Raw genomic sequence first — 24,876 nt, 5'->3', positions numbered from 1 at the left:
ACAGGTTTCCTCTCAGCGCCGCTCAGCCGATGAGCGGGCGTTCCTTGGGCAGTTCGTGCTGTTCGCGGTGGCGGCGCAGCGCCAGCGCCGAGGCGAGCATGACCGGGCCGATGCGGCCGGTGGCCATGACCAAGATGATGATGCACTGCGCAGCCGGCGGCAGGTCGCCGGTGATCCCCGTCGACAGACCGACAGTCGCAAACGCGGAGACGACTTCGAAGAGCACCTGATCGAACCCGAGGTGCGGGTCGATGAGCATGATCGCCATCGTCGCCGAGACGATGAGGGTCAGCGCCAGCACGATGACCGTCGTCGCCTGACGATGGACGAAGCGGGAGACCCGTCGGCCGAAGAGGACGACGGTGCGCCGGCCGGAGATCTCCGCCCACGTCATCGCCGCAAGCACCGCGACGGTGGTGAGCTTGACACCGCCGGCGGTGCCGGCCGGGCCGCCGCCGATGAACATGAGGATGTCGAGGCCGAACCACGACACCGGGTGCATCTCGGCGATGTCGATCGAGTTGAAGCCGGCGGTCCGCGCGATCGTCGATTGGAAGAACGCCGCCAGCAGCTTCTGCCAGCCGTTGAGGTGACCCATTGTCGCCTCGTTCGACCATTCCTGGGCGAGCAGGAAGAGGGTGCCTGCGACGAGCATGATCGGGGTGAGGCACACGACGATGCGGGTTGTCATCGACCAGCGCATCGGGAACCGGTAGCGGTAGGCGAGTTCGGTGAGCACCGGGAAGCCCATCCCGCCGATGATGACGGCCAAGCAGATCGGCAGGCTGATGAAGGGGTCCCCGGCATAGGGCATGATCGAGTCGGCCCGCAGCGCGAACCCGGCGTTGTTGAACGCCGAGATCGCATGGAAGATGCCGTGGTAGATCCCCTCACCGGGTGTGTCGGCATACCGGGTGGCGAACCGGACGCTGAGCAGGCAGGCGACCACCGCCTCGGTCACGGCCGAGAACGCGAGGATCCGCAGCACCATCGGCCGCAGCCCGCCGAAGTCCTCGGTCTTCGTCTCGGCAGCGACCGTCTGACGCAGCTGCAGGCCGGTGCGGCGGGCGACGAGCATCGCCAGCAGCATCGTGAAGACCATGACGCCGAGCCCGCCGATCTGGATGAGCGCGAGGATGACGAGCTGGCCGAAGAGCGTGAAGTCCTGACCCGTGTCGAGGACGACGAGCCCGGTGACGGAGAACGCCGAGGTGGTGGTGAACAGCGCGTCGATGACGCCGATGCCGCCCGGGGCCGTGGTGGCTGCAGGCAGCATGAGCAGGGCCGAGCCGATGGTGATGACCACGGCGAAGCCGACGATGATCCGAGCCGGAGGGGACACTACTGTCCAGACCGGGATAGGCGATGGGCTATCGTTTCTCTCAGCACAGCGTAATCCTAGTCACAGACTGGCCGCTGTGCTCAGCAGCACGGTGATTTTTCTCGGCCACGGCAAGCCTCGGCCGATGAGAGCGACAAGGAAGTTGGATTCATGACTCACGAACACTCTGCATCCGAGGATCGGGGCCACGGGTTCGTCAAGGCACTGGGCACGATCGACGTCCTCTTCATCGGCTTCGGCGCGATGATCGGCTTCGGCTGGATCGTGCTGACCGGCGGCTGGCTCGATGACGCCGGAACGCTCGGCGCGCTGCTCGCCTTCGCCGCCGGCGGTGTCATCATGGGCTTCGTCGGCGTTGTCTACTCTGAGCTCGTCGCCGCGATGCCGCATGCCGGCGGTGAGCACAACTACCTCATGCGCGGCATGGGCCCGCGCCTGGCGATGCTCGGCTCCTGGGGCATCACCGGCGGATACATCGGCGTCGTCATGTTCGAGGCCGTCGCCGTGCCGCGCACCATGACCTACCTGGTGCCCAACATCGAGCACATCCACCTGTGGACGGTCGCCGGCTTCGACGTCCACCTGACCTGGGCGCTCATCGGCTCGATCACAGCGGTGCTGCTCACCTGGCTCAACATCCGCGGCATCAAGATGACCTCGCTGGTGCAGACCTTCGTCGTGTCCTTCCTGCTGCTCGTGGCCCTCGTGCTCATCGCCGGCGCATTCGTCGGCGGCGACACCGCCAATACCCAGCCGCTCTTCCACGGCGGAGTCGGCGGGTTCATGCTCGTGCTGGCCGTAGTGCCGTTCCTGTTCGTCGGCTTCGACGTCATCCCGCAGTCGGCTGAGGAGATCCGCATCCCGCCGCGCAGGATCGCCCGCCTCGTCGTCTTCTCCGTCGTCATGGCCGTCGTCTTCTACCTCGTCGTCATCTTCACGACCTCACTCGCCCTGCCGGCCGATCAGCTCGTCGGCCTCGATCTCGCCACCGCCGATGCGGTCGCGGCGATGTTCGGCTCGGACCTCATGGGCAAGATCGTCATCGCCGGCGGTCTGGCCGGCATCATCACCTCGTGGATCGCATTCCTCATCGGCTCCTCCCGCCTCATGTGGGCGATGGCACGTTCGGGCATGATCCCGCAGTGGTTCGCCGTCCTCCACCCGAAGTACGGCACCCCGGTCAACGCACTGCTGTTCATCGGCGTGCTCTCCGCTGCCGCCCCGTTCCTCGGCACCGCGATGCTCGGCTGGGCCGTCGACGCCGGCTCGCCGATGATCGTGCTGACCTACTGCATGGTCTCGATCACCTTCCTCATCCTGCGCCGCCGCGAACCTGACATGGAACGCCCGATGCGCATCGGCGGCGCCGGCAACGGCGGCATAGTCATCGGCGTCATCGCTGTTGTGCTCACCGCGGTGCTGTTCGTCATGTACATCCCGGAGCTCACCCCGCTTTCGGTCACCCTCGACTGGCAGTCCTACCTCATGTTCGGCGTCTGGATGCTCGTGGGCGTCGCGCTGATGCTCCGCGTCCCCGGCGGCATCCACGCAGGCCCCGATGCTGAGGACCAGCTGCTGGAGAAGATCCGGGCCCGCCGCGGCACCGACGGTCCCGCCTGGTGAACCGGGCCCGAGGCGGTGGCCGGGCGGCCAAGCCGGGACGCTCCACCTCGTCCATGCCGACGGCACCTGTTCGGTGCACCGGACCGGTGGCATCAAGACCGGCACGGTCGCCTCTGCCGACGGGCACATCTTCCACTCCGATGCCGGGCACGACTCTGTGCTCTCAGACGAGCTCGTCACCTACGACCACCCCGAACCGGAGTCGGTGGCGATGGCGACGAACGCTCCTGGTGAGCTCAAGCGGCACGTGCTGTGCGGAGAGTTCACCAGCCTGTCGAACTGCGACGGGACCCTCAGCGTCGTCGTGTCCGAGAACTCGATCGACCGCGATATCCCGCGCGACAGCTACCTCGCCTTCACACCCGACGGCTCCGGGGTCGCAGCGGAGGAGCTGCCGAGTGAGCGGATCTCGACGATCGGGCAGTCAGCCCAGCCCTGCTGACTGTCAACAGCAGCGGGCAGGTGTGGCAGGTCGATCTGCGCAGAGGACGGCGACGACAGGGTCGTCACCGACATCACCGCGGTGACGCCTCAGGAGTGAGGGCCGGCAACCGGGCTTCGAGTGCGGCGGCGATCCGAAAGACGGTGGCATCGTCATAGGCGCGGCCGACGACCTGCGCACTCGTCGGCACGCCGTCGGCGGCGACCCCGGTCGGCATCGCCATGACCGGCAGCCGGTTGGCGATGTTGAACGGTACCGTCATGTGCCGTTGCCAGTAGAACTCGCATCCATCGAGGCCGTCCATAAAGAAGTCGTCGACAGGCAGACTCGCCACCGCCGAGGTGGGAGTCAGGAACGCGTCGACGTCGGAGAGCACGGCAGCGATCTGGGTCTGGATGCGGTTCTCGATCACGAGGGAGTCGACGACAGAGAACCGGCTGGCCCAGCGCTGGGTGAGTTCGAGGAAGCGCTGCGTGTACGGTTCGAGCAGTTCGGTGCGTCCGTCGCTCATGCGGCGGATGTTGCCGGCCAGGAAGTGCCCGTAGTGGGCCATCGACGCATCGGTGATGTCGGCGAGGCTGAGGTTGAGGTCGATGTCGGCGACCTGCGCACCCGCGGCAGCCAGCGCATCAGCGGCACGCTGCAGGCCGGCGGCGACATCCGGGTCGACGTCGTAGCAGCCGAGGTCCGGGCTGATGCCGATCCGCAGACCGGTGAGCTCGCCTGAGACGAGGTCGCCGGTGAGCTCAGCGCCGGGGTAGGGCTGCGGCGTCGGCACAGTGCCGTGGTCGGTGGGGTCGAGACCGCAGATGATGCCGGTGGCCAGGGCGGTGTCGGCGACGGTGCGGGCGAGGATGTGATCACCGCGGTACCAGTCCTGGTTGAGCGGCGGGGTCGCCGGGGTGCGGCCGAAAGGGGTCTTGAACCCGGGCAGCCCGCAAAACGCCGCCGGAATGCGGGTCGAGCCGGCGATATCGCTGGCGGTGGCCAGCGGCGCGTAGCCGAGCGCGACCGCTGCACCGGAGCCGCCGGAGGATCCGCCGGGGGTGCGCTCGGGATTGAAGGGGTTGCGGGTGATGCCCCACTCACGGGTCTGCGTGAAGGTCGCACACGACATCTCGGGCGTGGTCGTGCGGGCGAACGGAATCGCTCCAGCAGCCCGCAACCGGGCGACGATCGGATGGTCGGCAGCCGCGATGCGACCGGCGAGCGCCTGCGACCCGCGGGTCGCCGAGCAGCCGGCGACGTCGTGCTGCTCCTTGACGAGCAGCGGGATCCCCAGCAGCGGCGGCAGGTCGCGCCCGCCAGCACGGTAGGCCTCAGTTGCGGTGGCTGCGGCCTCGCGGGCAGGTTCGGCCATGATGTCCATGACGGCGTTGAAGCTGTCATCGAGGGCCTCGATGCGCCGGATGCATGCCTCCAGGTACGCCGTGGGGGTGAGATCTTGGGTGCGGAAGGCGGCCACCGCCTCGGCGATGGTGAGTGTGTGCAGGGAAGCATCGTGAATCGTCATACCCGAATGATGGCACAGCCGGCCTCTGACCCAGGGGCTTCGCTCGCAGCCGGGCCCGAACTAGGCTATAGGTGAGGAGGGAGATGGCGTGACGTCCGAAGACCTGCGAGACACCGGCGCTTCAGCGCGCCGTGCCGCCCGTCATGTCACCCTGTTCCTCGACGTCGACGGAGTGCTGAATTCCTACCCCGTCACTGGACTGCGGTTCCTGCGCGAACGCCGCCGGAAGGTCCGCGCCTGGCATTACGAACTGCACTTCCGGCCGCGGGTCGTGCGCTTCCTCGACCGGCTCACCCGCCGCCGGCTCGTCGACATCGTGTGGCTGTCGACGTGGTCGCAGCGCTGCCGCACCGAGATCGAGCCGAAGCTCGGATTCCGCTCCAGCTTCGAGGTCATCCCGATGCCCGATGACACCTACAACCGGTTCGCCAACGACCCGCACGAATGGTGGAAAGCCCGCGCCGTCGAGGAGTGGTTCGCCGCGCACGAGGAGGGCCGCGCGATCTGGATCGACGACGATCTCACCGCCCCTGAGACCCGAGCGCACTTCGAGCAGAAGTACGGTTCACGGCTGCTCATGATCGCCCCCGAGTTCTCCCAGGGGCTGAGCGAAGACCACTTCTCCCTCATCCGCAACTTCACCTACCGCCGCGCGGTGCCGGCTCCAGCACGCCGCACACTCCTGACCACAGAGCCGACCGGCGAGCTTGCGGCCGTCCAGGTGCCGGCACCCGGCCTGACGAGCACCGACAGCCTCGCCGGCGACAACGCCGCGGTCACCAACGACTTCCCCGCCGGCATCGGCACGACCTACCATGGAAAGGCCTGACATGACACCCAGTCCCGGAACGCGCGCCCGCCCGGTCATCGGGATCATCGATTCCGGGCTCGGGCTCGTCAGCTACGCCGACGCACTTCACCACCAGTGCCCGGCCGCCGACCTTGTGCTCGCAATGGACCCGGACTGGATGCCCTACGGGTCACTCGACCCCGAGGTGGTGGCTGAGCGGGCACTGCAGTCGGCCAATGCGCTCAGCCCCTGGCAGCCCGATGCGATCGTCGTCGCCTGCAACACCGCCTCCGTCCACGCCCTGGAGCGGTTGCGCGAAGTCTACGAGCCCGGCACCCCGATCATCGGCACTGTGCCGGCGATCAAATCCGCCGCTGCCACCGGGGAGGACTTCGCCGTCTGGGCGACACGAGCGACGACCCGCTCGGCTTATCAGGAGGGGCTCATCGCCGAATTCGCCTCCGATGCCACCGTCCACCAGGTGCCCTGCTACGGCTTAGCCGACGCCATCGATGCCGCCGATGAGGCCCGCATCGACGAAGCGATCGCCGCCGCCGTGGCCGCCACTCCCCCGGCCGCCTCGGGGATCGTGCTCGGCTGCACGCACTTCGGGCTCGTCGCCGACCGGATCCTGCAGCAGCGGCCGGGCACCAGCGCCCTGTTCGACTCCCCCCACGCCGTCGCCCGCCAGACCCTCAATCGCCTCGGGCTCGCCCCGGTGACCGACGCCTCGGCGCCGGAAGCCACCGAAACCGGGCGGGTGCTGGCAACCTACATGTCCGGCCGGCGCGCCGGGCTGCCCGACGCCTTGGACGCCTACCCGGCGGGAGTGCGGCTGCGCGCCATCGAGAACTGAGCCGTTGCGCGCGGTCAGTCGGGCCGGCGGCGCAGGTGAGAACCGTCACCGGATTGAAACCGAACGCTGTTGACCGGCGTCCGAGAAGCTGGATAACGTCGAAACACTACCCCAGCGCATGCGCCGGCGACATTCCCACACCGCAGTGGTTCTCGAGCGGCGATTGCGTGCCCCACCACTTCTGAAAGGTCTCCTCAGTGGGTGTTCTCGACCGCGAAGCCATCGTCGCTTCTCCCAAGTTCAATCGGTGGCTCATTCCCGCCGCGGCCCTGGCCATCCACCTGTGCATCGGCCAGGTGTACGCCTTCTCCGTCTTCAAAGCTCCGCTCATGGACCACTTCGCCGTGCGCGAGGTGGCCGTCGGCTGGATCTTCTCGCTCGCGATCCTCATGCTCGGGCTCTCCGCCGCCTTCGGCGGCACCTGGGTGGAGAAGGCCGGGCCGCGCAAGTCGATGGCGCTGGCCGGACTGTGCTGGGTCAGCGGCTTCATCGTCGCGACCTTCGGGATCTCGACCGGACAGCTGTGGCTCGTCTACCTCGGCTACGGATTCATCGGCGGCATCGGCCTGGGCATCGGCTACATCTCCCCGGTCTCGACGCTCATCAAATGGTTCCCCGACCGTCCGGGCCTGGCGACCGGCCTGGCGATCATGGGCTTCGGCGGCGGTGCGCTCATCGCCAGTCCGGCCTCGAACGCACTCATGACTCACTTCGGCGGCGGGCCCGATCCCGAGCAGCTCGTCAACGGCATCATCCCCACGTTCATCACCCTGGCGATCGTCTACGCGCTCGTCATCACCGGCGGCGCCTACTGCATCCGCGTGCCGCACCCGGACTGGAAGCCGGCCGGCTGGGACCCGACGACGGTGAAGGAGAAGCCGCTGCAGACGACGAAGAACGTCTCGGCGAACTCGGCGATCAAGACCCCGCAGTTCTGGATGCTGTGGATCGTGCTGTTCACCAACGTCACCGCCGGCATCGGCATCCTGGAGAACGCCGCGCCGATGATCCAGGACTACTTCCCGCAGATCACCGCGGCCGCAGCCGCCGGATTCGTCGGCATGCTCTCGCTGACGAACATGGCCGGCCGCTTCGTGTGGTCGAGCCTGTCGGACTACATCGGGCGCAAGAACATCTACATCGTCTACCTCGGCCTCGGGCTGCTGCTGTACCTCGCGGTGGCCGTCGTCGGCGGCGGATCGCTGTTCCTGTTCCTCATCGCCACCCTCATCATCCTGTCGTTCTACGGCGGCGGCTTCGCCACCATCCCGGCCTACCTGCGCGACCTGTTCGGCGTGTACCAGGTCGGTGCGATCCACGGCCGCCTGCTGACCGCCTGGGCGGCTGCCGGCGTGGCCGGCCCGCTCATCGTCAACCTCGTCGTCGAGTCGCAGGCCGCGGCTGGCAAATCCGGCCAGGACCTCTACAGCCTCTCGCTGTACATCATGGTCGGCGTGCTGGCCATCGGCTTCATCGCCAACGCGCTCGTCCGCCCGGTTGATGCCAAGCACCATGAGTCCGAGGAGGTCGTCGCCGCTGCGCAGGGCCGACCGGGTCCGGGCGCCGTGGCAGCTGAAGAGACGCGTGCGCACAGGCGCGATGAGAACGCGCAGAACGGCGGCTTCCACGCCACCATCGCCGTGGTTCTCGCCGGTGTCGTGTGCGCCGGCCTGCTCTACGGACTCGTGCAGACGGTCATCAAGGCCGCCGCGCTGTTCTGATCCACGAGGTTGGGTTTGAACATTGTCATCCCGGGTTGCAACTGCTACATTAGCGTCAACAGCTTCTGCCGTTGACCCTCCGCTGATAGGGAGCGTTGTCGATGACAGAAGCTTTTACTATTCTCCACCAGGTGGTTGTACATGAGCGTCAACGAAGAGAAAAAGGCCGCGCCGCCTGCTTCAGCTCCCGTTCGAGAGATTGTCACAGCGATCCTCGTTGACGGTGGTTTCTACCGGCGGCGCGCACGTCGGTTGTTTGGCGACAAGGAACCGGATCAACGTGCTCAAGAGCTCGTCACTTACTGCTTTCGTCATGTACTACGATCCCAAAGCCACCTATACCGCATTTTCTACTACGACTGCCCGCCGTCGGACAAAGTGCTCTTTCACCCCTTAACGCGCACCAACGTAAATCTGCGCAAGACTCCCAAATACGAATGGATGACCGACTTCCTCGCCGCAATCGTCCGAAAGCGCAAAGTAGCTCTTCGCCGCGGTGAGGAGCTCGAAACCCAACACGGCTACCATTTGAAGCACGAAGCCCTAAAACGCCTGTGCAGTGAAAAGATTACCGTCTCCGAACTCGCCGAGACTGACTTCGGCTTGGATATCACACAAAAGGGTGTCGACATGCGCATCGGTTTGGACATCGCTTCGTTGGCTCAAAGACGAGATGTCAATCAGATCATCATGATCTCCGGAGACAGCGATTTCGTTCCTGCAGCAAAGCACGCTCGTCGCGAAGGTATCGATTTCGTCCTCGACCCCATGTGGGCGCAAGTATCCGAAAGCCTCTACGAGCACGTCGATGGTGTCCAATCATGCGTGACCCGGCCACCTCGGAATCTCGACGATCCCCTTCACTCAGATAGCATGCACAATGAGGCTCCGGAAGAGCAGCCCAACGAGGACGTGCCACGTTAGACCCCGGGAGCCCTGAACGCCTGCCGCATGCAGAGAGGGAGTCGAGACGATGAGCGCAGGCCAGTCCTACCTCGTCAGCGGCAACCTCGTCGCCGTCATCACCGCCGTGCGCGACGGCGTCCCCTTCGTCCTCACCACCGGCGGCGGCACCACGCTGCCGGCCGGTCCACTGCAGCGCAGCCACCGCTCAATGCAGGAGGGCATGCGAGCGTGGGTGCTGAGCCAGACTGGCTGCGAGCTCGGCTACATCGAGCAGCTCTACACCTTCGCCGACCGCAACCGCGGCTCCGGTCCCGCCCTCGAAGTCTCCTATCTCGGGCTGACGACGATGGAGCCCGGCGCCGAGGCGTGGCGCAGCTGGTACGAGTTCTTCCCCTGGGAGGACCGCAGGGACGGCACTGTGGTCGTCGACGAGATCATCGCGCCGGCTCTCGGACGTTGGGCCGAGGAGACGACTGACGGGGATGCCGGAGAGGGTCGCCGGGTGCGCTGTGAGGCGGCCTTCGGGCTGGCCGGCCGGCCGTGGCATCCGGACATGGCATTAGCGCGCTATGAGCTGCTGTACGAGGCCGGGCTCGTCCCCGAAGCCGGCGCCGAAGATCCTGTGCCGGGCCGGCCGATGGCTCCGCATCACCGGCGGATCCTCGCCAGCGGGATCGCCCGGCTGCGTTCGAAGATCCAATATCAGCCGGTCATCTTCGAACTCCTCCCGAAGACCTTCACGCTCTCCGGTCTGCAGACTGCTGTCGAGGCGATCGCCGGCCAGGAGCTGCACACGCAGAACTTCCGCCGGCTCGTGGCCCAGCAGCAGCTCGTCGAGGACTCCGGTCAGGTCGCCTCCAGCACCGGTGGCAGGCCCGCCAAACTCGTCCGGTTCCGCCGCAGCGTCCTCGATGAGCGCGCCGCAGCCGGCACCAAGCTGCCGATCCCCCGCGTGAAGTAACCGTCAGCCCACCCACGCTGACCAGCCGGTTTGCTCCCTCGCGCCTTTATGCTCATACTGAGCATAATAAGTTCAGGCAGCCCGAGCGAAGGAGCCGCATGCCGACCGTGACGATCGACACCGATGCCCTATACCAGCGCGTCGACTCCGTCATCCCCCGCATCGAGTGGGCGACGATGGAAGACGACATCGCCGCCATCTGGCGACTCAAGGAGGAGCGCAACGCCGTCATCCTCGCCCACAACTACCAGACCCCGGAGATCTTCCACGGGGTTGCCGACATCGTCGGCGACTCCCTGGCACTGGCCCGCGAGGCCGAGAGAGCCGATGCCGATGTCATCGTGCTCGCCGGTGTGCACTTCATGGCCGAGACCGCCAAGCTGCTGAATCCGGAGAAGACCGTCCTCGTCCCCGACCTGCGCGCCGGCTGCTCGCTGGCCGAATCGATCACAGCAGCCGACGTCCGGCAGCTCAAGGCGGACAATCCCGGCGTTCCCGTCGTCACCTACGTCAACACATCGGCGGCGGTGAAGGCAGAATCGGACATCTGCTGCACTTCGGGCAATGCGAAAGCAGTCATCGAGTCCCTCGGCACCGACCGGGTCATCATGATCCCGGATGAGCACCTGGCGGCGAACATCGCCCGCGACTGCGGCGTCGAGGTCATCACGTGGCCGGGCCGCTGCGAGGTCCACGACCGGTTCACCGCCGCCGACATCGAACAGGTGCGCCGCGACCACGAGGGCGTACTCGTCATGGCCCACCCGGAGTGCCCGCCGGATGTCGTGGCCGCCAGCGACATGGCCGGTTCGACCGCGCAGATGCTCGCCCACGTCGCGCAGCAGCGGCCCAAGCGCGTCGCGCTCATCACCGAATGCTCGATGAGCGACAACATCGCCGCCGAGATCCGCGACGTCGAGATGATCCGGCCGTGCAATCTGTGCCCGCACATGAAGCGCAACTCGTTGGCCAACATCCGGGACGCGCTCGAGGGCATGCAGCACGAGGTGACGATCGACCCCGAGGTCGCCGACCGCGCCCGCGCCGCCGTTGACCGGATGCTTGCGATCTCATGACCGGTGAGCGGGCTGCGCTGCCGAAGGTGATGATCGAAGGTCTCGTCCGCAATGCGCTGTTAGAGGACTTCGGCCGCGCAGGCGACCTGACGACGACGGCGACGGTGCCTGCCGGGATGCGGGCGAGCGCTGTCCTTGCCGCCCGCCAGCCTGGGACGGTCGCCGGTCTCGACCTGGCCGCTCTCGCCTTCGAGCTGCTCGACCCCGCCGCCGAGGTGGTGGTCTCGAAAGGCGACGGCTGCCGGGTGGGTGCTGGTGAGGAGATCGCCACGATCACCGCCGATGCCCGCGCGCTGCTGAGCGGTGAACGGGTGGCCCTGAATTTCCTCGGACATCTGTCGGGGATCGCCACTGCCGCGGCGACCCTCGTCGATGCAGTCGCCGGGAGGTGTGCAGTCGCCTGCACGCGGAAGACGACGCCTGGGCTGCGGGCGGTTGAGAAGTATGCAGTGCGCTGCGGCGGCGGAATGAACCACCGCACCGGGCTCGACGATGCGGTCCTCATCAAGGACAACCACATCGCGCTGGCCGGCGGCGTGACGGCCGCAGTCGAGCAGGTGCTCGCCCAGGTCGGACATCTCGTCGCCGTCGAAGTCGAAGTCGACACGCTCGATCAGCTGCGCGAGCTGCTGGAGATCTCCGATGGTGTTGACGCGGTGCTGCTGGACAACATGGAGCCAGCTCAGCTGCGAGAAGCCGTGGAGCTCATCGACGGCCGCCTGACAGCAGAGGCCTCAGGGCGGATCACAGTCGAGACGGCACCGGCGATCGCTGAGACCGGCGTTGATCTCATCTCCGCCGGCTGGCTGACCCATTCGGCTGCGGTACTCGACATCGGGCTGGACATTCAGGTGTGAGGGGCCTGGTCTCACCGGCTCTGCTGGAATCAGTGCAGGCGCTGTTCGTGGGAGTAGGCGTTGAAGGTGGAACCGCGGTTGAAGCCGATGACGGTGACACCGAGTTCTCGCCCGAGGTCGACGGCGAGTGCTGACGGGGCCGAAACTGCCGAGAGCACCGGGATGCCGGCCATCGCGGCCTTCTGCACGAGTTCGAAGGAGGCCCGGCCCGAGACCTGCAGGACAGCCCGGTCAGCCGGCAGCAGCTTCTGCTCCAGTGCCCAGCCGAGGACCTTGTCGACGGCATTGTGCCGGCCGACGTCCTCTCGCAGAACCAGCAGGTCCGGTTCCCTGCCATCCTCCCCCGCCTCGGGAGCGGCGAACAGGGCTGCCGCGTGCACCCCGCCGGTGGAATCGAACAGACCCTGGTGCGACCGCAGCAGCTCGGGCAGGGCGAGCACTGCGGATGGACTGATGAACCCGGGTTCCGGCGCGGCGACAGGGTAGGCGGATTCCTTGCGGACGGCTTCGATCGAGGCGGTGCCGCAGATGCCGCAGGCACTCGAGGTGTAGACCTGGCGGGCTCGGAAGGTCTCGCGGTCCCACACGCCGGGCTGCAGGCGGACGGCGGCGACGTTGTAGTTGCGGCTGCCATCGGGGTCGAGTCCCGAGGCGAAGTCGACCTCGACGATGTCAGCCATCGACGTGATGACGCCTTCGGTCAGCAGGAAGCCGGCGACGAGCTCGACGTCGTCCCCGGGGGTGCGCATGGTGACGGTGAACTGCTCACCGTCGAGGCGGACTTCCAGCGGCTCCTCACCGGCAACTGCGTCGGCGCGGGCGCGGACCTCGCCGGAGGCGTCGAAGCGATGGACGCGGGAGCGGACGACCCGGCGCATCACAGCCCCTCGTCGAGGTGCTTGTACCAGGCGTCGATCCCGCCGGTGAGGTGCTTGACCTGGGCGCCGGACTGCAGGAGGACACGGGCGGCGGCCTGGGAGCGGGCGCCGGACTTGCAGTACAGCACCACCTCGGCGTCAGAGGACTTCGCCTCGTCGAGGAGTTCAGCGACCGCCTCGCTGCCGGCGGGAGACTTCTGGGTGAACTCGCCGACCGGGATGAGGCGGGCACCGGGGATGATCCCGGTCTCGGTCTCATAGGGTTCGCGCACATCGACGAGCACCAGCGGCCGTCCCTGCACTTCGAGGGCATCGACCTCCTCCTGCAGCTGGGCGCAGTTGAGGGCGGGCACGAGGTCGAAACCCACCTCGGCGGCGGTGGCCGGGCGGCGGACGGCCGGGTTGGCGCGCAGCGGCAGCCGCTCCCAGCCGGCAGTGCGGATGTCGTAGATGAGCACGGTGCCGATGAGCGGCCGACCGAAGTCGAGGATGAGCTTGAGCGCTTCACCGGCCTGGGCGACGCCGAGGATGCCGGGGACCACCCCGAGCACGCCGGCCTCCGCGCAGCTGGGGATCGCCCCGGGCGCCGGCTGGCTGGGCAGCAGGTCGCGGTAGACGGGCCCGCGGGAGGCGTGGAAGACGCTCAGCTGCCCGCCGGTCGTCAGCACCGAGGCCCACACGTGCGGGATGTCGGCGACCGTGGTGGCATCGGAGACGAGATAGCGGGTGTCGAAGTTGTCCGCCCCGTCGATGACGATGTCGTAGCCGCTGATGATCTCGTAGGCGTTGCCGGCGTCGAGGCGGATCGGGTGCATCTCGACGGTGACGTTGGGGTTGAGCGCATTGACGGTCGCGGCAGCCGAGACGGTCTTCTCGATGCCGACGTCGGCGGTGGTGTGCAGGATCTGCCGGTGCAGGTTCGACAGTTCGACCTCATCGTCATCGACGATGCCGATCGTGCCGACACCGGCGGCAGCGAGATACAGGGCTGCCGGCGATCCGAGTCCACCGGCGCCGATGATGAGCACGCGCGCCCGGCCGAGCGCATGCTGGCCGGCGACCCCGACACCGGGGACGGTGATCTGCCGCGCATAGCGGGGGTGGCTCATGAGCCGATCCCCACCCAATCGTGGCCGCCGGTCGCGTAGTGCTGCTGCTTCCAGATCGGCACCTCGGCCTTGATCCGGTCAACAAGTTCGGCGCAGCAGGCGAACGCCTCGCGCCGGTGAGCGGCGGCGACCGCGACCACGAGTGCGTCCTCACCGACGGCAAGGCTGCCGATCCGGTGAGCAGCCCAGATCCGCACCCCACCGGACTCAGCCGCGAACTCCTGGGCGACTGCCGCGCAGGTCGCGGCGAGGATCTCACCGGCCTGCGGGTGGGCGGTGTAGTCAAGCCCGGTGACGTCGTCGCGGCCGGAGTCGTGGTTGCGGATGACCCCGCGGAAGCTCGCGACCGCACCCATCTGCGGGCTCAAGACCGCAACGGCGGCGTCGTCTGTGAGAGGGTCCTCGGTGATGGATGTGTGGACGACTCCGGTTGCCGGTCCCGAGGCGGGGGCCGGCTGAGCAGGGTGGCGGTGGGAGTCGTCGTGGTCGCGGACGTCTGCGAGCTGTGCCTGCAGGTGGTGGAGGACGGAGTCGAGGACGGTGATGCCGTCGCGCACCCCGCCGGGTGAGCCTGGAAGGTTGCAGATGAAGGTCTGCCCGCACAGCCCGGCCCTCCCGCGGCTCATCATCGCCTCGTCGAGCTTCTGCAGACCATAGGCCCACAGCGCGTGCATGATCCCGGGGGCGGGCCGGTCGATGAACTCAGCCGTCGCCTCGGGGGTGGTGTCGTCGCTGTTGGTGCCGGTCCCGCCGGTGGTGAAGATGAACCGCGGGCGCTCGCCTGCCGGCAGGTCGACGAGCAGGCGCTGCAGTGCCGTGCGCACCGGGGCTCCGTCGGCGACGATGATCGGATCGGGCACGCGGTAGCCGTGGCCGGTGAGCCAGTCGGTCAGCAGCGGCCCGGTCGTATCGGCGGCTCGACCTTCGGCGGCGGCGGTCGAGACGACGATGACAGCCGCCCAGTCGCCGGCGCCGAAGTCCGGCTTGCGCTTGATGCGGCGGCCGGGCTGGAAGGCGAACTCATCAGCCTTGCTCATGGGAGGCCTCCCTTCTCATCAGCGGCGCGGTGGTAGTCGCCGCTCTTGCCGCCGGTCTTGGCCACGACGCGGGTGGTGGTGATCTCGGCGGCCTTGTCGAGAGCCTTGATCATGTCGTAGACGGTCAGGGCCGCGACCGAGGCGGCGGTCAGGGCCTCCATCTCGACTCCGGTGACCGCGGTGGTCTTGACGCGGGTGCGGATGTGCACGCCGGCCGGCAGCCGGGTGAAGTCGACGGTGACCCCGCTGATGGGCAGCGGGTGGCACAGCGGCACGAGCTCGGGGGTCTTCTTCGCGGCCATGATCCCGGCGACCCGGGCGACGGCGAGCACATCGCCCTTCGGGGCGGTGCCTGCGAAGATCTGCTCGACGACGTCGGCGGTGGTGGCCACGACCGCCTCGGCGGCGGCGGTGCGGGCGGTCACCGGCTTGTCCGACACGTCGACCATATGGGCGGTGCCGTCGGCGCGGACATGGCTGAGCTCACTCACCGTGGGCCTCCTCAAGCGGCAGAATCTGGACGGTGGACCCGGCGGGGACGACCTCGTCACCAGCCGGGATGCGGATGAGTGCGGTGGCCTGTGCGGCCCCGGCGAGCAGGTGGGAGCCGGTGCCGGAGAAGGCGGCCGCGGTGGTGTGACCGGTGTCGTCGGTGTGCCAGGTGCCCCGCCGGATCTGCTCCCGGCGGGCCAAGGGGGTGACGTCCCCGCTCAGCTCCGCCGGCTGCCAGCGGTGGGCCGACGTGCACCGGTAGCCGGCGGCGAGCGCTGGCCTGAGGAACATCTCGGCTGAGACCCAAGTGCTCACGGGATTGCCGGGGAAGCAGATGATGACTGCGCCCGAGGTGTGGGTTCCGAGGCCCTGCGGGCCGCCGGGCTGCATGGTCACCGATCCGAAGGCCGCACACCCTTCGAGTGCCTGGCGGATGACTTCGTAGCGGCCGGCGCTGATCCCGCCGGAGGTGATGATGAGATCAGGCGCGTGGGCGGCGACGTCGGCTTCGAGGACGGCGGCGAAGTCGGCGACGGTGTCGGAGATGAGCCGGGAGGCGGCGACGGTGACGCCGTTGCGGTCCAGCCAGGCGGCGAGCATCGTGAGGTTCGCGTCGTACAGGGCGCCCGGGCGCAGCGGGGTGGTGCCCGGGGCGCTCACTTCGTCACCGCCGGTGTAGATGACGGCCCGCGGCCTGGCGTGGACTGCCACCTCGGTCTGTCCGAGTGCGGCGATGGTGCCGAGCCCCGGGACGGTCAGGCGCGTGCCGGCAGCCAGCAGCAGGTCCCCGGTGCGGGCGTCGGAGCCGGTGGGACGCACGAACATCCCGGCTGACACCTCGGGCACGGTGACCTGACCGGCCGTCACGGCAGCGTCGAAGCTCGTGGCGTCGGTGTCTTCGATCGGGATGACGGCATCGGCCCCGGCGGGGATCGGCGCGCCGGTCATGATCGGGGCGGCGTGAGCATCCGGCAGCGGGTCGGGCCAGTGGCCGGCCGGGATCATCGGTGCCAGCGGCAGGGTGGCGGGCGTGTCGGCTGCGCAGACGGCGAAGCCGTCCATCTGGGAGTTGTCAAAACCGGGCAGGTCTCCGGTGGCGGTGACATCAGCGGCGAGCACCCGGCCGGCGGCTGCCGCCAGCGGCAGGGTTTCGGTGCGCACGCGCTCCCCGCCGGCGGTGCGCGCGCTGGCCTGGGCGGCCACCGCCTCGGCGACGGCACGGATGTGGGCGGTAACCGAGCGTGCACCCGTCGCCGGCCAGCCGTCTGCAGTCGTGATCATGGACTCAAGCCTAGTCCCCGAAGCTCCACGCCCGGTGGACGCCCCGGGCCTTTCTAGCCGAGACACATGCGCCGTTGCTAGACTTGATGCATGTCTGTTGAGCTGGGACTTCCCACCGTCAGGCCCACTGCTGGCAGCGTCGCCGCGTCGCTGGCCCGCCGGGCCGCCGATGCCCCTGCCTCCGGGCCGCTGCTCGACCAGTTCGGCCGGGCCGGCACCGACCTGCGCATATCCCTGACAGACAAATGCAATCTGCGCTGCACCTACTGCATGCCTGCTGAGGGCATGGACTGGATGCCGCAGAAGAGCCTGCTCACCGCCGCTGAGGTGGTGCGTCTTGTGCGCATCGCTGTGCGCGACCTCGGGGTCACCCAGCTGCGACTGACCGGGGGCGAACCGCTCATCCGACCCGACTTGGAGGCGATCATCGCCGGCATCCGCGCCGAGCACGCCGCGCTGCCGATCGCCATCACCACCAACGGCATCGGCTTAGCCGCCCGCGCAGCGAAGCTCGCCGAGGCCGGGCTGTCGCGGATCAATATCTCCCTCGACACGATCGACGCAGACACCTACGCGAAGCTCGCCCGCAGGGACCGGCTCACCGAGGTGCTCGACGGCATCGACGCCGCGCAGTCCGCGGGCCTGTCTCCGGTGAAGATCAACGCGGTGCTCATGCGCGGGGTCAACGACGATCAGGCCGCCGACCTCCTTGCCTTCGCGCTCGACCGCGGTCTGGAGCTGCGGTTCATCGAGCAGATGCCACTCGACGGCGATCACGGCTGGACGCGGGCGAACATGGTCACCGCCGAGGAGATCCGTACCCAGCTGAGCGCCCACTGGGATCTCATCGCCGACGACGTCCCGCGCGCCGGCGCCCCAGCTCAGCGGTGGCGGGTCTACCCGCACGCAAGCACCGCCTCGGGAACGGTCGGGGAACCACTGGGCCGGGTGGGGATCATCGCCTCGGTGACCGAGCCATTCTGCGGCGACTGCACCCGCACTCGCATCACCGCCGAGGGCAAGATCCGCTCGTGCCTGTTCTCGCATGAGGAGTTCGACCTCTCGCTGCTGCTGCGCTCGGATGCCGATGATGCCGCTGTCGGGCAGGCGTGGCGGCAGGCGATGTGGCTCAAGCCGCGCGCCCACGGGATGGGCCGGCCGGGCCTCGACAGCGACGAGTACGTCCAGCCGGAGCGCTCGATGAGCGCGATCGGAGGGTGAGCATGGGTCAGCAGCACACCGCGCCCGAGGCGGGGGACGGCTGGGAGGTCACCGTCCGGTATTTCGCCGCCGCCCGGGCTGCCGCCGGTGGGATCGCCGAAGAGCAGGTGCCGCTTAATGAGCCGGTGAGTGAGGCGCAGCTCTTCGAGCTGCTGGCCGAACGGCACCCGGAACCACCGGCTGGGGAGCCGGCGCTTAAGACTGTGCTGGCGGAGAGCTCGAGCTTCGTCGACGGGTTCGTCGTGCTCGACGGCACGCTCATCAACCCTGGTCAGCGGGTCGATGTGCTGCCGCCGTTCGCCGGCGGGTGAGCGGGCACAGGCAGCGCCTGCGGTGGCCTGAGCGGGTGCGGCGCTGACCGGGATCATGTGCGGCCGGCCGGGGTCATGTGAGAATGACACCATGACCCACCCCGACTGGGCCGAGGCGATCACCATCGCCGCGCGCGCCGGTGCCTCGACACTCCAGCCGACCGCAGCACAGCCGCTGCCGGCATGCCTGGGCCGGGTGCTCGCACACACGGTGACAGCCGGCCGCGCGATCCCGCATTTCGACTCCTCGGCGATGGACGGTTTCGCCGTGTCCGGCCCACCCCCCTGGCAGCTCGAGGCGAGCACCGCCTCGGGAGCGGATGCCCACGCCGCATCCGGCGCCCGTCCGCTGGCGGCAGGGTGGGCACGGCCGATCCTCACCGGCGGCGCAGTGCCGGCAGGCACCACGAGCATCGTGCGCTGCGAACACGCCGAGGTGATGGGAGCCGACGCGGCCGGGCAGACAGTGCTGCGGCTGCGCGCTGATGCCCCGGCAACGGATCTGGCACCGGCGCGCAACATCCGGCGAGCCGGCCGGGAGACCCGCGCCGGTGAGGTGCTGCTGGAAGGCGGACGGGTGCTCTCACCGGCCGATCTGGCCTATACGGCCGTTGCCGGGCTCGATGCGCTGCCGGTGCGCAGACGGCCGCGGGTGGCGCTGCTGATGACCGGAGACGAGGTCATCACCGCAGGTCAGCCCGCACCCGGGCAGGTGCGCGACACCTTCGGACCGGCGCTGCCGGGACTCGTAGCAGGCCTGGGCGGAGACGTGATCGATGTACGGCGGATCGCAGACGATGCGCAGGAGACCCGGGTCGCGCTTTACGAGGCGCTGGCTGCCGCTGATGTCGTGCTCACCACCGGCGGGACCGGACATTCGGATGCCGATCACGTCAGGCGGGAGTCGGCACGTTTGGCCAGTGAGCTGCTCTTCCCGGAGCTGGCGATGCGGCCAGGACATCCGACGACGTTCGCGCAGCTCGGTGGGCACCCGGGAGCCTGGCATGTCGGGCTGCCGGGCAACCCGCTGGCGGCGATGACGGCGATGCGCGTCGTCGTCGAACCGCTGCTGTGCGGGATGCTCGGCCGCCCTCTGCGCTCGGCACGTTCGGTGGAGGTCGCCGTCGAGGTGCGGCCGGTGCGCGTGAGCACACTCATGCCGGCGCGCCAGCGCGAGGGCAACCGCTGGGAGCCCTGCGATGCCCGTGGGGCGAACATGCTGCGCGGACTCACCGAGGCCGACGGGTTCCTCACCGTGCCGACTGCGGGTCTGCGCGCCGGCGAGCAGGCACAGGTGCTCGACCTGCCCTGGCCGCAGCGGTGACGGTTCGTCTTCGCTGCCCTCAGCTCTGGGGCTGTGGGTCGTTCCACGACCAGATGTCATCACCGCGCAGCACCGCATCGACGTGAACACCCGTCCGTCCTGGTCAGCAGCTGACGCTGGCCTTTCAGTCGGCGTGTCAGCGCAGCCGTGAGGTGATCGTATCGGCCGCGGCCTTGACACGGTCTCTGACTTCGCTCACCCGCGCGTCGCTCTGCTCAGCATCCGGGATGCTGACCCCGACGCCGGCGACCGGGCGGTCAAGCACATCGAAGACCGGCGCGGCGACCGTGCACACACCTGGGGTGATCTCCCCGCGTTCGAGCGCAAAGCCCTGCTGGCGAGTCTCGGCGAGTTGGCTGAGCAGCTGCCGCATCGAGGTGGGCCCGGCGCCGGTGCGGGAGACGAAGACGTCCTCGCCGCTGAGCAGTGCGAGCACATCGCGTTTGGGCAGCGCGGACATGATCGCCCGGCCAGTGGCGGTCAGGTAGGCCGGCATCCGCACGCCGGTCGCGGTGATGACGGCCACGGATTCGACCGACTGCTCCTTGAGCACATAGACGGTCTCCCAGCCGCGCAGCACCGCCAGCTGCGCCGTCCCGCGGGTCGCCTCGGCGAGCTGGCGGATGATCGGAGCCGACAGCCGCTGCAGCGGGTTGGCCCGCACATAGGCGCTGCCGAGTTCGGACACACCGGCGCCGAGCATGTACCCGCCGCCGGTCTTCGCCACCAGCCCGAGTTCTTCGAGCACCGAGAGGATCTCGTAGATCGATGAGCGCGGGATCGACAGCGAACGCGCCATCGCACCTGCGGTGATCGGCCGGTTCGATCCGGCCAGCGCGCGCAGGATCGCGACAGCGCGGCGCAGGGCTGGGACTTCGGCCATCTCAGTCTCCGAAGTCGAAGGCCCGGTAGGCCTCCCGGTAGAGCTCGCCGACTGGCCCGAGGCTCGTGTGCACGCCGTTCGCGGCGACGAGCCGGCCGGCGGAGTACACGTGGGTGACATCGGCGGCGGTGCCGGCGAGCATGATCTGCTCGCCTTTGGATCCGTAGGTGCGCGGGGTGTCGGCGGCGATGACGGCGATGTCGGCAGGCTGGCCGACGGTCAGTCCCGCGCCCGAGGCGATGGCCGGCTCTGCGTTGGTGTCGCCGAGGTGCAGAGACCGGCTGCCGCCGGAGGTGAGTGCGGCGAGCAGTTCAGCAGGGCTGAAGCGGCCGCGCTGGCCGGAGCCGAGTCGTTCGCCGGCTTCGAGCCCGCGCAGTTCCAGCAGCGGGTCGAGGGTGACGTGCTGGTCGGAGCCGAGGCTGATGACCGCACCGGCGTCAGCGAGGGCGCGGGCCGGGCCGATGCCGTCGGCCAGGTCGGCTTCGGTTGTCGGGCACATGACGATTGTGGAGGCGGCGTCACCGAGCAGTTCGATGTCCTCGTCGGTTAAGTGGGTGGCGTGGACGGCCGAGAGCCGGTCGGTCACGACACCTGCGTCAGCGAGCAGCTGCGTGGGGGTCGTGCCGTAGGCCTTCCGGCAGGCGTCGTTCTCGGCCGGCTGTTCGGACAGGTGGACATGCAGCGGGCCCTCGAGTGCCGTGAAGGCCGGCAGAGCTGCGGCGGGGACGGCGCGCACCGAGTGGATCGCAGCACCGAGGGTCACTCCCCCCGCGGTGGCATGGGCTGGGAAGTCAGCGGCCAGCATCTCGGCCAGGCCGGTGTGACGCTGCAGGTAGCCGTCGATCGTGCCGTCGCCGAAGCGCTGCTGCTCTGCATTGAGCTCTTCGCCGATCGCGCCGGTGAGGTAGCAGGTGTCGAGGAGGACGAGCCGGATCCCGGCATCAAGCGCCGCCTGGGCGAGGGCGCGCTCCATCGCGTGCGGCTCAGCGTAGGGTGCGCCGCCGGGGGCGTGGTGGACGTAGTGGAACTCGCCGACGGCCGTGTAACCGGCGGTGACCATCTCCGCGTAGATGGCGCGGGCGGCCCGGTAGTAGTTCTCCGGGTCGAGCTGGCCGGCCACCCGGTACATCACCTCGCGCCACGTCCAGAACGTCCCTCCGTCACCGTGGGTGCGGCCGCGCAGCAGCCGGTGGAAGGCATGCGAGTGGGCGTTGACGGCGCCTGGGATCGCGAACCCTGCCAGCCGGTCCCCCGCCTCGGGAGCGGCAGGGTCTGCCCCCTCCTCGATCGCGGTGATGATGCCGTCATCGTCGATGCTGACGCGCACGTCACGGGCGTACCGGCCCGGGGCCAACCAGGCGGTCTCGAAGTGCAGCGAGCCGGTCATGATGCCGTTCCGTTGTCGAGGCCGTGGGTGAGTTCGGCGGCGAGCACATCGGCCAGCGCCTTCGCGCCGGCACGGGCATCGTCGTCTTCACAGGCTTCCTCCGGGGCGTGGGAGACGCCGGTGGGGTTGCGCACGAACAGCATCGCCGAGGGCACATGTGCGGCGAGGATCCCGGCGTCGTGCCCGGCGCCGGTCGCCAGCAGGGGCGCCTCGGGCAGGACGGCGCGCAGCCGGTCGTTCAGTTCGCGATGGAAGTGCGTCGTCGGTGAGTAGGATTCTCGGCTGACATCGAGGCCGACCTCGACGCCGTTCTCCCGCGCACCGGTACCGGCGGCTTCTGCGGCGCGCTCCTTGCCGCGAGTGGTGATCGCCTCGAGGACCTCTGCGACGACGTCATCGGAATCGTGGCGGATGTCGAGCCAGAAGTCCATCGCCGAGGCGATGACGTTCGTGCCGCCAGGGTGGATCGAAGTGCGTCCGACGGTCGCGACGGCCTCATCGAAGCCGTCGGCCAACGCCGGGATGTCGCCGATGAGGCGGCTGGCGGCAGCAACCGGGTCGGCGCGGTGGGCCATCGGAGTGGTGCCGGCGTGGTTGCCCTGGCCGGTGAAGCGGAAGTGCCAGCGGCCGTGGCCGACGATCGAAGAGCCGATCGCCACCGGCTGGTCGGTGTTGATGAGCCCGACGCCCTGTTCGACGTGGAGTTCGATGAACGACCCGATCTGGTTGACCCGGTCCTGGTCAGCACCCATCCGGGCGGGGTCGAGGTCGTAGCGGGTGACGACATCGGCGAGTGTGTCGCCGTTCTGGTCGGTCAGCGCCAGGGCGTCCGCGGCGGCGACCGCACCGGTCAGCAGCCGCGAGCCCAGGCAGGCGAGCCCGAACCGGGAGCCCTCTTCTTCGGGGAACACGGCGAGCGCGAACGGCCGAGTGGGCCGATCGAAGGTGCCGCGGGCTTCGAGTTCGTCGTAGGCGGCCAGCGCCGAGGCGACACCGAGGGGGCCGTCGAACTGGCCGCCTCCGGGCACCGAGTCCAGATGCGAACCGGTGACGACGGCGTTCTCACCCGGAGCGGTCGCCCAGGCCCACACGATGCCGTTGGCGTCGATCTCGACGTCAAGGCCGCGGCGTTCGGCTTCGGCAACGAACCAGTCGCGCAGCTCACGTTCGATCGGCGAGTAGCCCGGCCGCAGGTAGCCGGGCCCGCGCGGGTCGGTGCCGACCGTTTCGATCTGGCCCATGAGGCTGGTGACATCGGTCATGACTGTTCACTCCGTCCATTCAGCACGGTGCCATCCGTGTCGGTGAGCGTATGGGTGAGGCCAGCCACCGCCTCGGCGGCGGCCGTCACCTTCCCGGAGGACACGAGCTCGATCGCGTCGGCCAGCTCCGGTGAGAGGAACCGGTCGGGGCCGGGGCCGGGCACGGTCTGGCGCAGCAGGCTGATGACCGCGCCGGTGACGGCGGCCGGGTCGTGCTCGCGCAGGTCGGTGGCCCGGGCGGCTGCGTAGAGTTCGATGCCGAGCACGGAGGCGAAGTTCGTCACCGCGGTGCGCAGCTTCCGCGCAGCCGACCAGCCCATCGACACGTGGTCCTCCTGCATGGCAGACGAGGGGATCGAGTCGACGCTGGCAGGGGTTGCCAGACGCTTGAGGTCGGAGACGAGGGCGGCCTGCGTGTAGTGGGCGATCATGAGCCCGGAGTCGACGCCGGCGTCATCGGCGAGGAACGGCGGCAGGCCCTCGTTGCGGGCCACATCCATCATCCGGTCGGTGCGGCGTTCGGCGATGTTGGCGGCATCGGCGACGGCGATGGCGAGGAAGTCGAGCGCGTGAGCGAGCGGTGCGCCGTGGAAGTTTCCGTTGGAGGACACCGAGCCGTCAGGCAGCACGACCGGGTTGTCGATCGCTGCCCGGAGTTCGCGGGCGGCGACCTGGGCGGCGTAGGCGGCGGCGTCGCGGGCGGCACCGGTGACCTGCGGGGTGCAGCGCAGCGAGTAGGCGTCCTGGACGAGGTGGGTGGACTCGCGGTGGCTGGCGACGATCGGCGATCCGTCGAGGGCTTTGAGCATGTTCGCTGCCGAAGCGGCCTGGCCCGGGTGCGGGCGCAGCGGCTCGTGCAGATCGGGCATGAACACCCGGTCGGTGCCCAGCTGCGCCTCCACGCTCATCGCCGCAGTGAGATCTGCGGTGGTGAGCAGGTTCTCGATGTCGTGAAGGGCGAGGATGAGCATGCCGAGCATGCCGTCGGTGCCGTTGACGAGCGCCAGTCCCTCCTTCTCGGCCAGTTCGAGCGGTTCGATGCCGGCTGCAGCGAGGGCGTCGGCGGCCGAGGCGGTGGTGCCGTCGGGTGCGTGGACCTCGCCTTCGCCCATCGCGACGAGTGCGCAGGCCGACAGCGGTGCGAGGTCGCCGGAGCAGCCGAGTGAGCCGTATTCGTAGACGACCGGGGTGATGCCGGCGTTGAGGATCGCGACATAGGTGTTGAGCGTCTCCAGGCGCACACCTGTGCGGCCGGTGGCCAGCGTGCGGGCGCGCAGCAGCATGAGCGCCCGGACGACTTCGCGCTCGACCGGGGTGCCGACGCCGGCGGCATGCGAGCGGATGAGGGACTTCTGCAGCTGGGCGCGCAGATCATGGGCGATGTGCCGCTGGGCGAGCGCGCCGAACCCGGTGGAGACGCCGTAGACCGGGCGGGGCGCCTCGGCCAGGGCCTCGACTGCGGAGCGGTTGGCGGCCACATTCTCAGCCACCGCCTCGGGCACGGTGACCTGCGCGTCGTGGCGGGCGACGGCGAGAACGTCGGCGAAGGTCAGCGCATCAGGATCGAGGGCGACGGTGGGGGTGTCAACGGTCATGTGGGTGCC

Annotated in this window: 23 protein-coding genes; 12 read left to right on the top strand and 11 right to left on the bottom strand. The window is 68.9% G+C overall.

All coding sequences use genetic code 11. The features are described from left to right. Window positions 1-22: 22 nt before the first annotated feature. Window positions 23-1,342 carry a TrkH family potassium uptake protein gene (locus tag HLA91_RS10910; protein WP_338076791.1) on the bottom strand — a complete coding sequence of 440 codons (1,320 nt, stop codon included), beginning with the start codon at window positions 1,340-1,342 and terminating at the stop codon, window positions 23-25. Window positions 1,343-1,492: 150 nt separating this feature from the next. Between HLA91_RS10910 and HLA91_RS10905 the strand changes: the two genes are divergently transcribed. Together HLA91_RS10905 and HLA91_RS10900 are read left to right on the top strand one after the other, a co-directional pair. Next, on the top strand, window positions 1,493-2,965 hold the full coding sequence (locus HLA91_RS10905) for an APC family permease (protein ID WP_170274687.1): 1,473 nt from the start codon (window positions 1,493-1,495) through the stop codon (window positions 2,963-2,965). A 73-nt stretch (window positions 2,966-3,038) separates the two neighbouring features. Continuing rightward, entirely contained in the window at window positions 3,039-3,407 is a 369-nt protein-coding gene (locus HLA91_RS10900; RefSeq protein WP_170274686.1) for a hypothetical protein, read from the top strand. Between the two features lie 73 nt (window positions 3,408-3,480). Here HLA91_RS10900 and HLA91_RS10895 read toward each other — a convergent pair whose 3' ends face one another. Further along, complete coding sequence (locus HLA91_RS10895; protein ID WP_170274685.1) at window positions 3,481-4,920, bottom strand: amidase; 1,440 nt, start codon at window positions 4,918-4,920, stop codon at window positions 3,481-3,483. Between the two features lie 88 nt (window positions 4,921-5,008). Here HLA91_RS10895 and HLA91_RS10890 point away from each other — a divergent pair, with 88 nt between their 5' ends. The 7 genes from HLA91_RS10890 (at window position 5,009) to nadC (ending at window position 12,087) form a co-directional block, all read left to right on the top strand. Further along, the gene (locus tag HLA91_RS10890) at window positions 5,009-5,749 is read left to right on the top strand and encodes an HAD domain-containing protein (protein WP_338076790.1); all 741 of its coding nucleotides are present in this window, start codon (window positions 5,009-5,011) and stop codon (window positions 5,747-5,749) included. Between the two features lies 1 nt (window position 5,750). Continuing rightward, window positions 5,751-6,566 carry a glutamate racemase gene (locus HLA91_RS10885; protein ID WP_102162292.1) on the top strand — a complete coding sequence of 272 codons (816 nt, stop codon included), beginning with the start codon at window positions 5,751-5,753 and terminating at the stop codon, window positions 6,564-6,566. A gap of 197 nt (window positions 6,567-6,763) precedes the next feature. Then, window positions 6,764-8,287 (top strand): L-lactate MFS transporter, encoded by a 1,524-nt coding sequence (locus HLA91_RS10880; protein ID WP_170274684.1) that lies wholly within the window; start codon window positions 6,764-6,766, stop codon window positions 8,285-8,287. Window positions 8,288-8,428: 141 nt separating this feature from the next. Further along, window positions 8,429-9,211, top strand: coding sequence for an NYN domain-containing protein (locus HLA91_RS10875; protein ID WP_170274683.1), 783 nt, complete (start codon window positions 8,429-8,431; stop codon window positions 9,209-9,211). A gap of 49 nt (window positions 9,212-9,260) precedes the next feature. Next, window positions 9,261-10,154, top strand: coding sequence for an NUDIX hydrolase (locus HLA91_RS10870; RefSeq protein WP_170274682.1), 894 nt, complete (start codon window positions 9,261-9,263; stop codon window positions 10,152-10,154). A gap of 98 nt (window positions 10,155-10,252) precedes the next feature. Then, complete coding sequence (gene nadA, locus HLA91_RS10865; RefSeq protein ID WP_170274681.1) at window positions 10,253-11,230, top strand: quinolinate synthase NadA; 978 nt, start codon at window positions 10,253-10,255, stop codon at window positions 11,228-11,230. Beyond that, a complete protein-coding gene (gene nadC / locus HLA91_RS10860; protein ID WP_170274680.1) occupies window positions 11,227-12,087 on the top strand; it encodes a carboxylating nicotinate-nucleotide diphosphorylase in 861 nt (286 codons plus the stop codon). Before nadA ends, nadC begins: the two co-directional genes overlap by 4 nt. A gap of 29 nt (window positions 12,088-12,116) precedes the next feature. On the opposite strand, the gene fdhD is transcribed toward nadC, so the two are convergent. From fdhD to HLA91_RS10835, 5 genes are read right to left on the bottom strand one after another with little or no spacing between them, the layout of a single operon-like run. Further along, window positions 12,117-12,965 carry a formate dehydrogenase accessory sulfurtransferase FdhD gene (gene fdhD / locus HLA91_RS10855; protein ID WP_165884303.1) on the bottom strand — a complete coding sequence of 283 codons (849 nt, stop codon included), beginning with the start codon at window positions 12,963-12,965 and terminating at the stop codon, window positions 12,117-12,119. After that, window positions 12,965-14,074, bottom strand: a complete 1,110-nt coding sequence (locus HLA91_RS10850; RefSeq protein WP_165884302.1) for a ThiF family adenylyltransferase — start codon at window positions 14,072-14,074, stop codon at window positions 12,965-12,967. The genes fdhD and HLA91_RS10850 overlap by 1 nt, the downstream gene beginning before the upstream one ends. After that, window positions 14,071-15,111 carry a molybdenum cofactor biosynthesis protein MoaE gene (locus tag HLA91_RS10845; RefSeq protein ID WP_165884301.1) on the bottom strand — a complete coding sequence of 347 codons (1,041 nt, stop codon included), beginning with the start codon at window positions 15,109-15,111 and terminating at the stop codon, window positions 14,071-14,073. The genes HLA91_RS10850 and HLA91_RS10845 overlap by 4 nt, the downstream gene beginning before the upstream one ends. Beyond that, the gene (moaC, locus tag HLA91_RS10840) at window positions 15,108-15,602 is read right to left on the bottom strand and encodes a cyclic pyranopterin monophosphate synthase MoaC (RefSeq protein WP_170274679.1); all 495 of its coding nucleotides are present in this window, start codon (window positions 15,600-15,602) and stop codon (window positions 15,108-15,110) included. Before moaC ends, HLA91_RS10845 begins: the two co-directional genes overlap by 4 nt. Beyond that, entirely contained in the window at window positions 15,595-16,884 is a 1,290-nt protein-coding gene (locus HLA91_RS10835) for a molybdopterin molybdotransferase MoeA (RefSeq protein ID WP_165884299.1), read from the bottom strand. The genes moaC and HLA91_RS10835 overlap by 8 nt, the downstream gene beginning before the upstream one ends. A 90-nt stretch (window positions 16,885-16,974) precedes the next feature. Between HLA91_RS10835 and moaA the strand changes: the two genes are divergently transcribed. From moaA to HLA91_RS10820, 3 genes are all read left to right on the top strand, one after another. Then, on the top strand, window positions 16,975-18,105 hold the full coding sequence (gene moaA, locus HLA91_RS10830; RefSeq protein ID WP_170274678.1) for a GTP 3',8-cyclase MoaA: 1,131 nt from the start codon (window positions 16,975-16,977) through the stop codon (window positions 18,103-18,105). 2 nt (window positions 18,106-18,107) lie between these two features. Continuing rightward, on the top strand, window positions 18,108-18,416 hold the full coding sequence (locus HLA91_RS10825; protein WP_170274677.1) for a MoaD/ThiS family protein: 309 nt from the start codon (window positions 18,108-18,110) through the stop codon (window positions 18,414-18,416). A 91-nt stretch (window positions 18,417-18,507) separates the two neighbouring features. Next, window positions 18,508-19,740, top strand: a complete 1,233-nt coding sequence (locus HLA91_RS10820; RefSeq protein WP_170274676.1) for a molybdopterin molybdotransferase MoeA — start codon at window positions 18,508-18,510, stop codon at window positions 19,738-19,740. 136 nt (window positions 19,741-19,876) lie between these two features. On the opposite strand, the gene HLA91_RS10815 is transcribed toward HLA91_RS10820, so the two are convergent. The 4 genes from HLA91_RS10815 to hutH are packed head-to-tail and all read right to left on the bottom strand — an operon-like array spanning window position 19,877 to window position 24,867. Further along, window positions 19,877-20,623, bottom strand: coding sequence for an IclR family transcriptional regulator (locus HLA91_RS10815; RefSeq protein WP_102162280.1), 747 nt, complete (start codon window positions 20,621-20,623; stop codon window positions 19,877-19,879). 1 nt (window position 20,624) lies between these two features. Then, a complete protein-coding gene (locus HLA91_RS10810) occupies window positions 20,625-22,010 on the bottom strand; it encodes a formimidoylglutamate deiminase (RefSeq protein ID WP_170274675.1) in 1,386 nt (461 codons plus the stop codon). Further along, on the bottom strand, window positions 22,007-23,272 hold the full coding sequence (locus HLA91_RS10805; RefSeq protein ID WP_170274674.1) for an allantoate amidohydrolase: 1,266 nt from the start codon (window positions 23,270-23,272) through the stop codon (window positions 22,007-22,009). The genes HLA91_RS10810 and HLA91_RS10805 overlap by 4 nt, the downstream gene beginning before the upstream one ends. Then, on the bottom strand, window positions 23,269-24,867 hold the full coding sequence (gene hutH / locus HLA91_RS10800; RefSeq protein ID WP_170274673.1) for a histidine ammonia-lyase: 1,599 nt from the start codon (window positions 24,865-24,867) through the stop codon (window positions 23,269-23,271). The genes HLA91_RS10805 and hutH overlap by 4 nt, the downstream gene beginning before the upstream one ends. Window positions 24,868-24,876: the final 9 nt, after the last annotated feature.

Source organism: Brevibacterium luteolum (assembly GCF_013004595.1).
In the GTDB taxonomy this organism is placed as follows: Bacteria; Actinomycetota; Actinomycetes; order Actinomycetales; family Brevibacteriaceae; genus Brevibacterium; species Brevibacterium luteolum.
The sequence above is the reverse complement of the archived record's forward strand: the minus strand, read 5'-3'. Positions and strand labels throughout refer to the sequence as shown.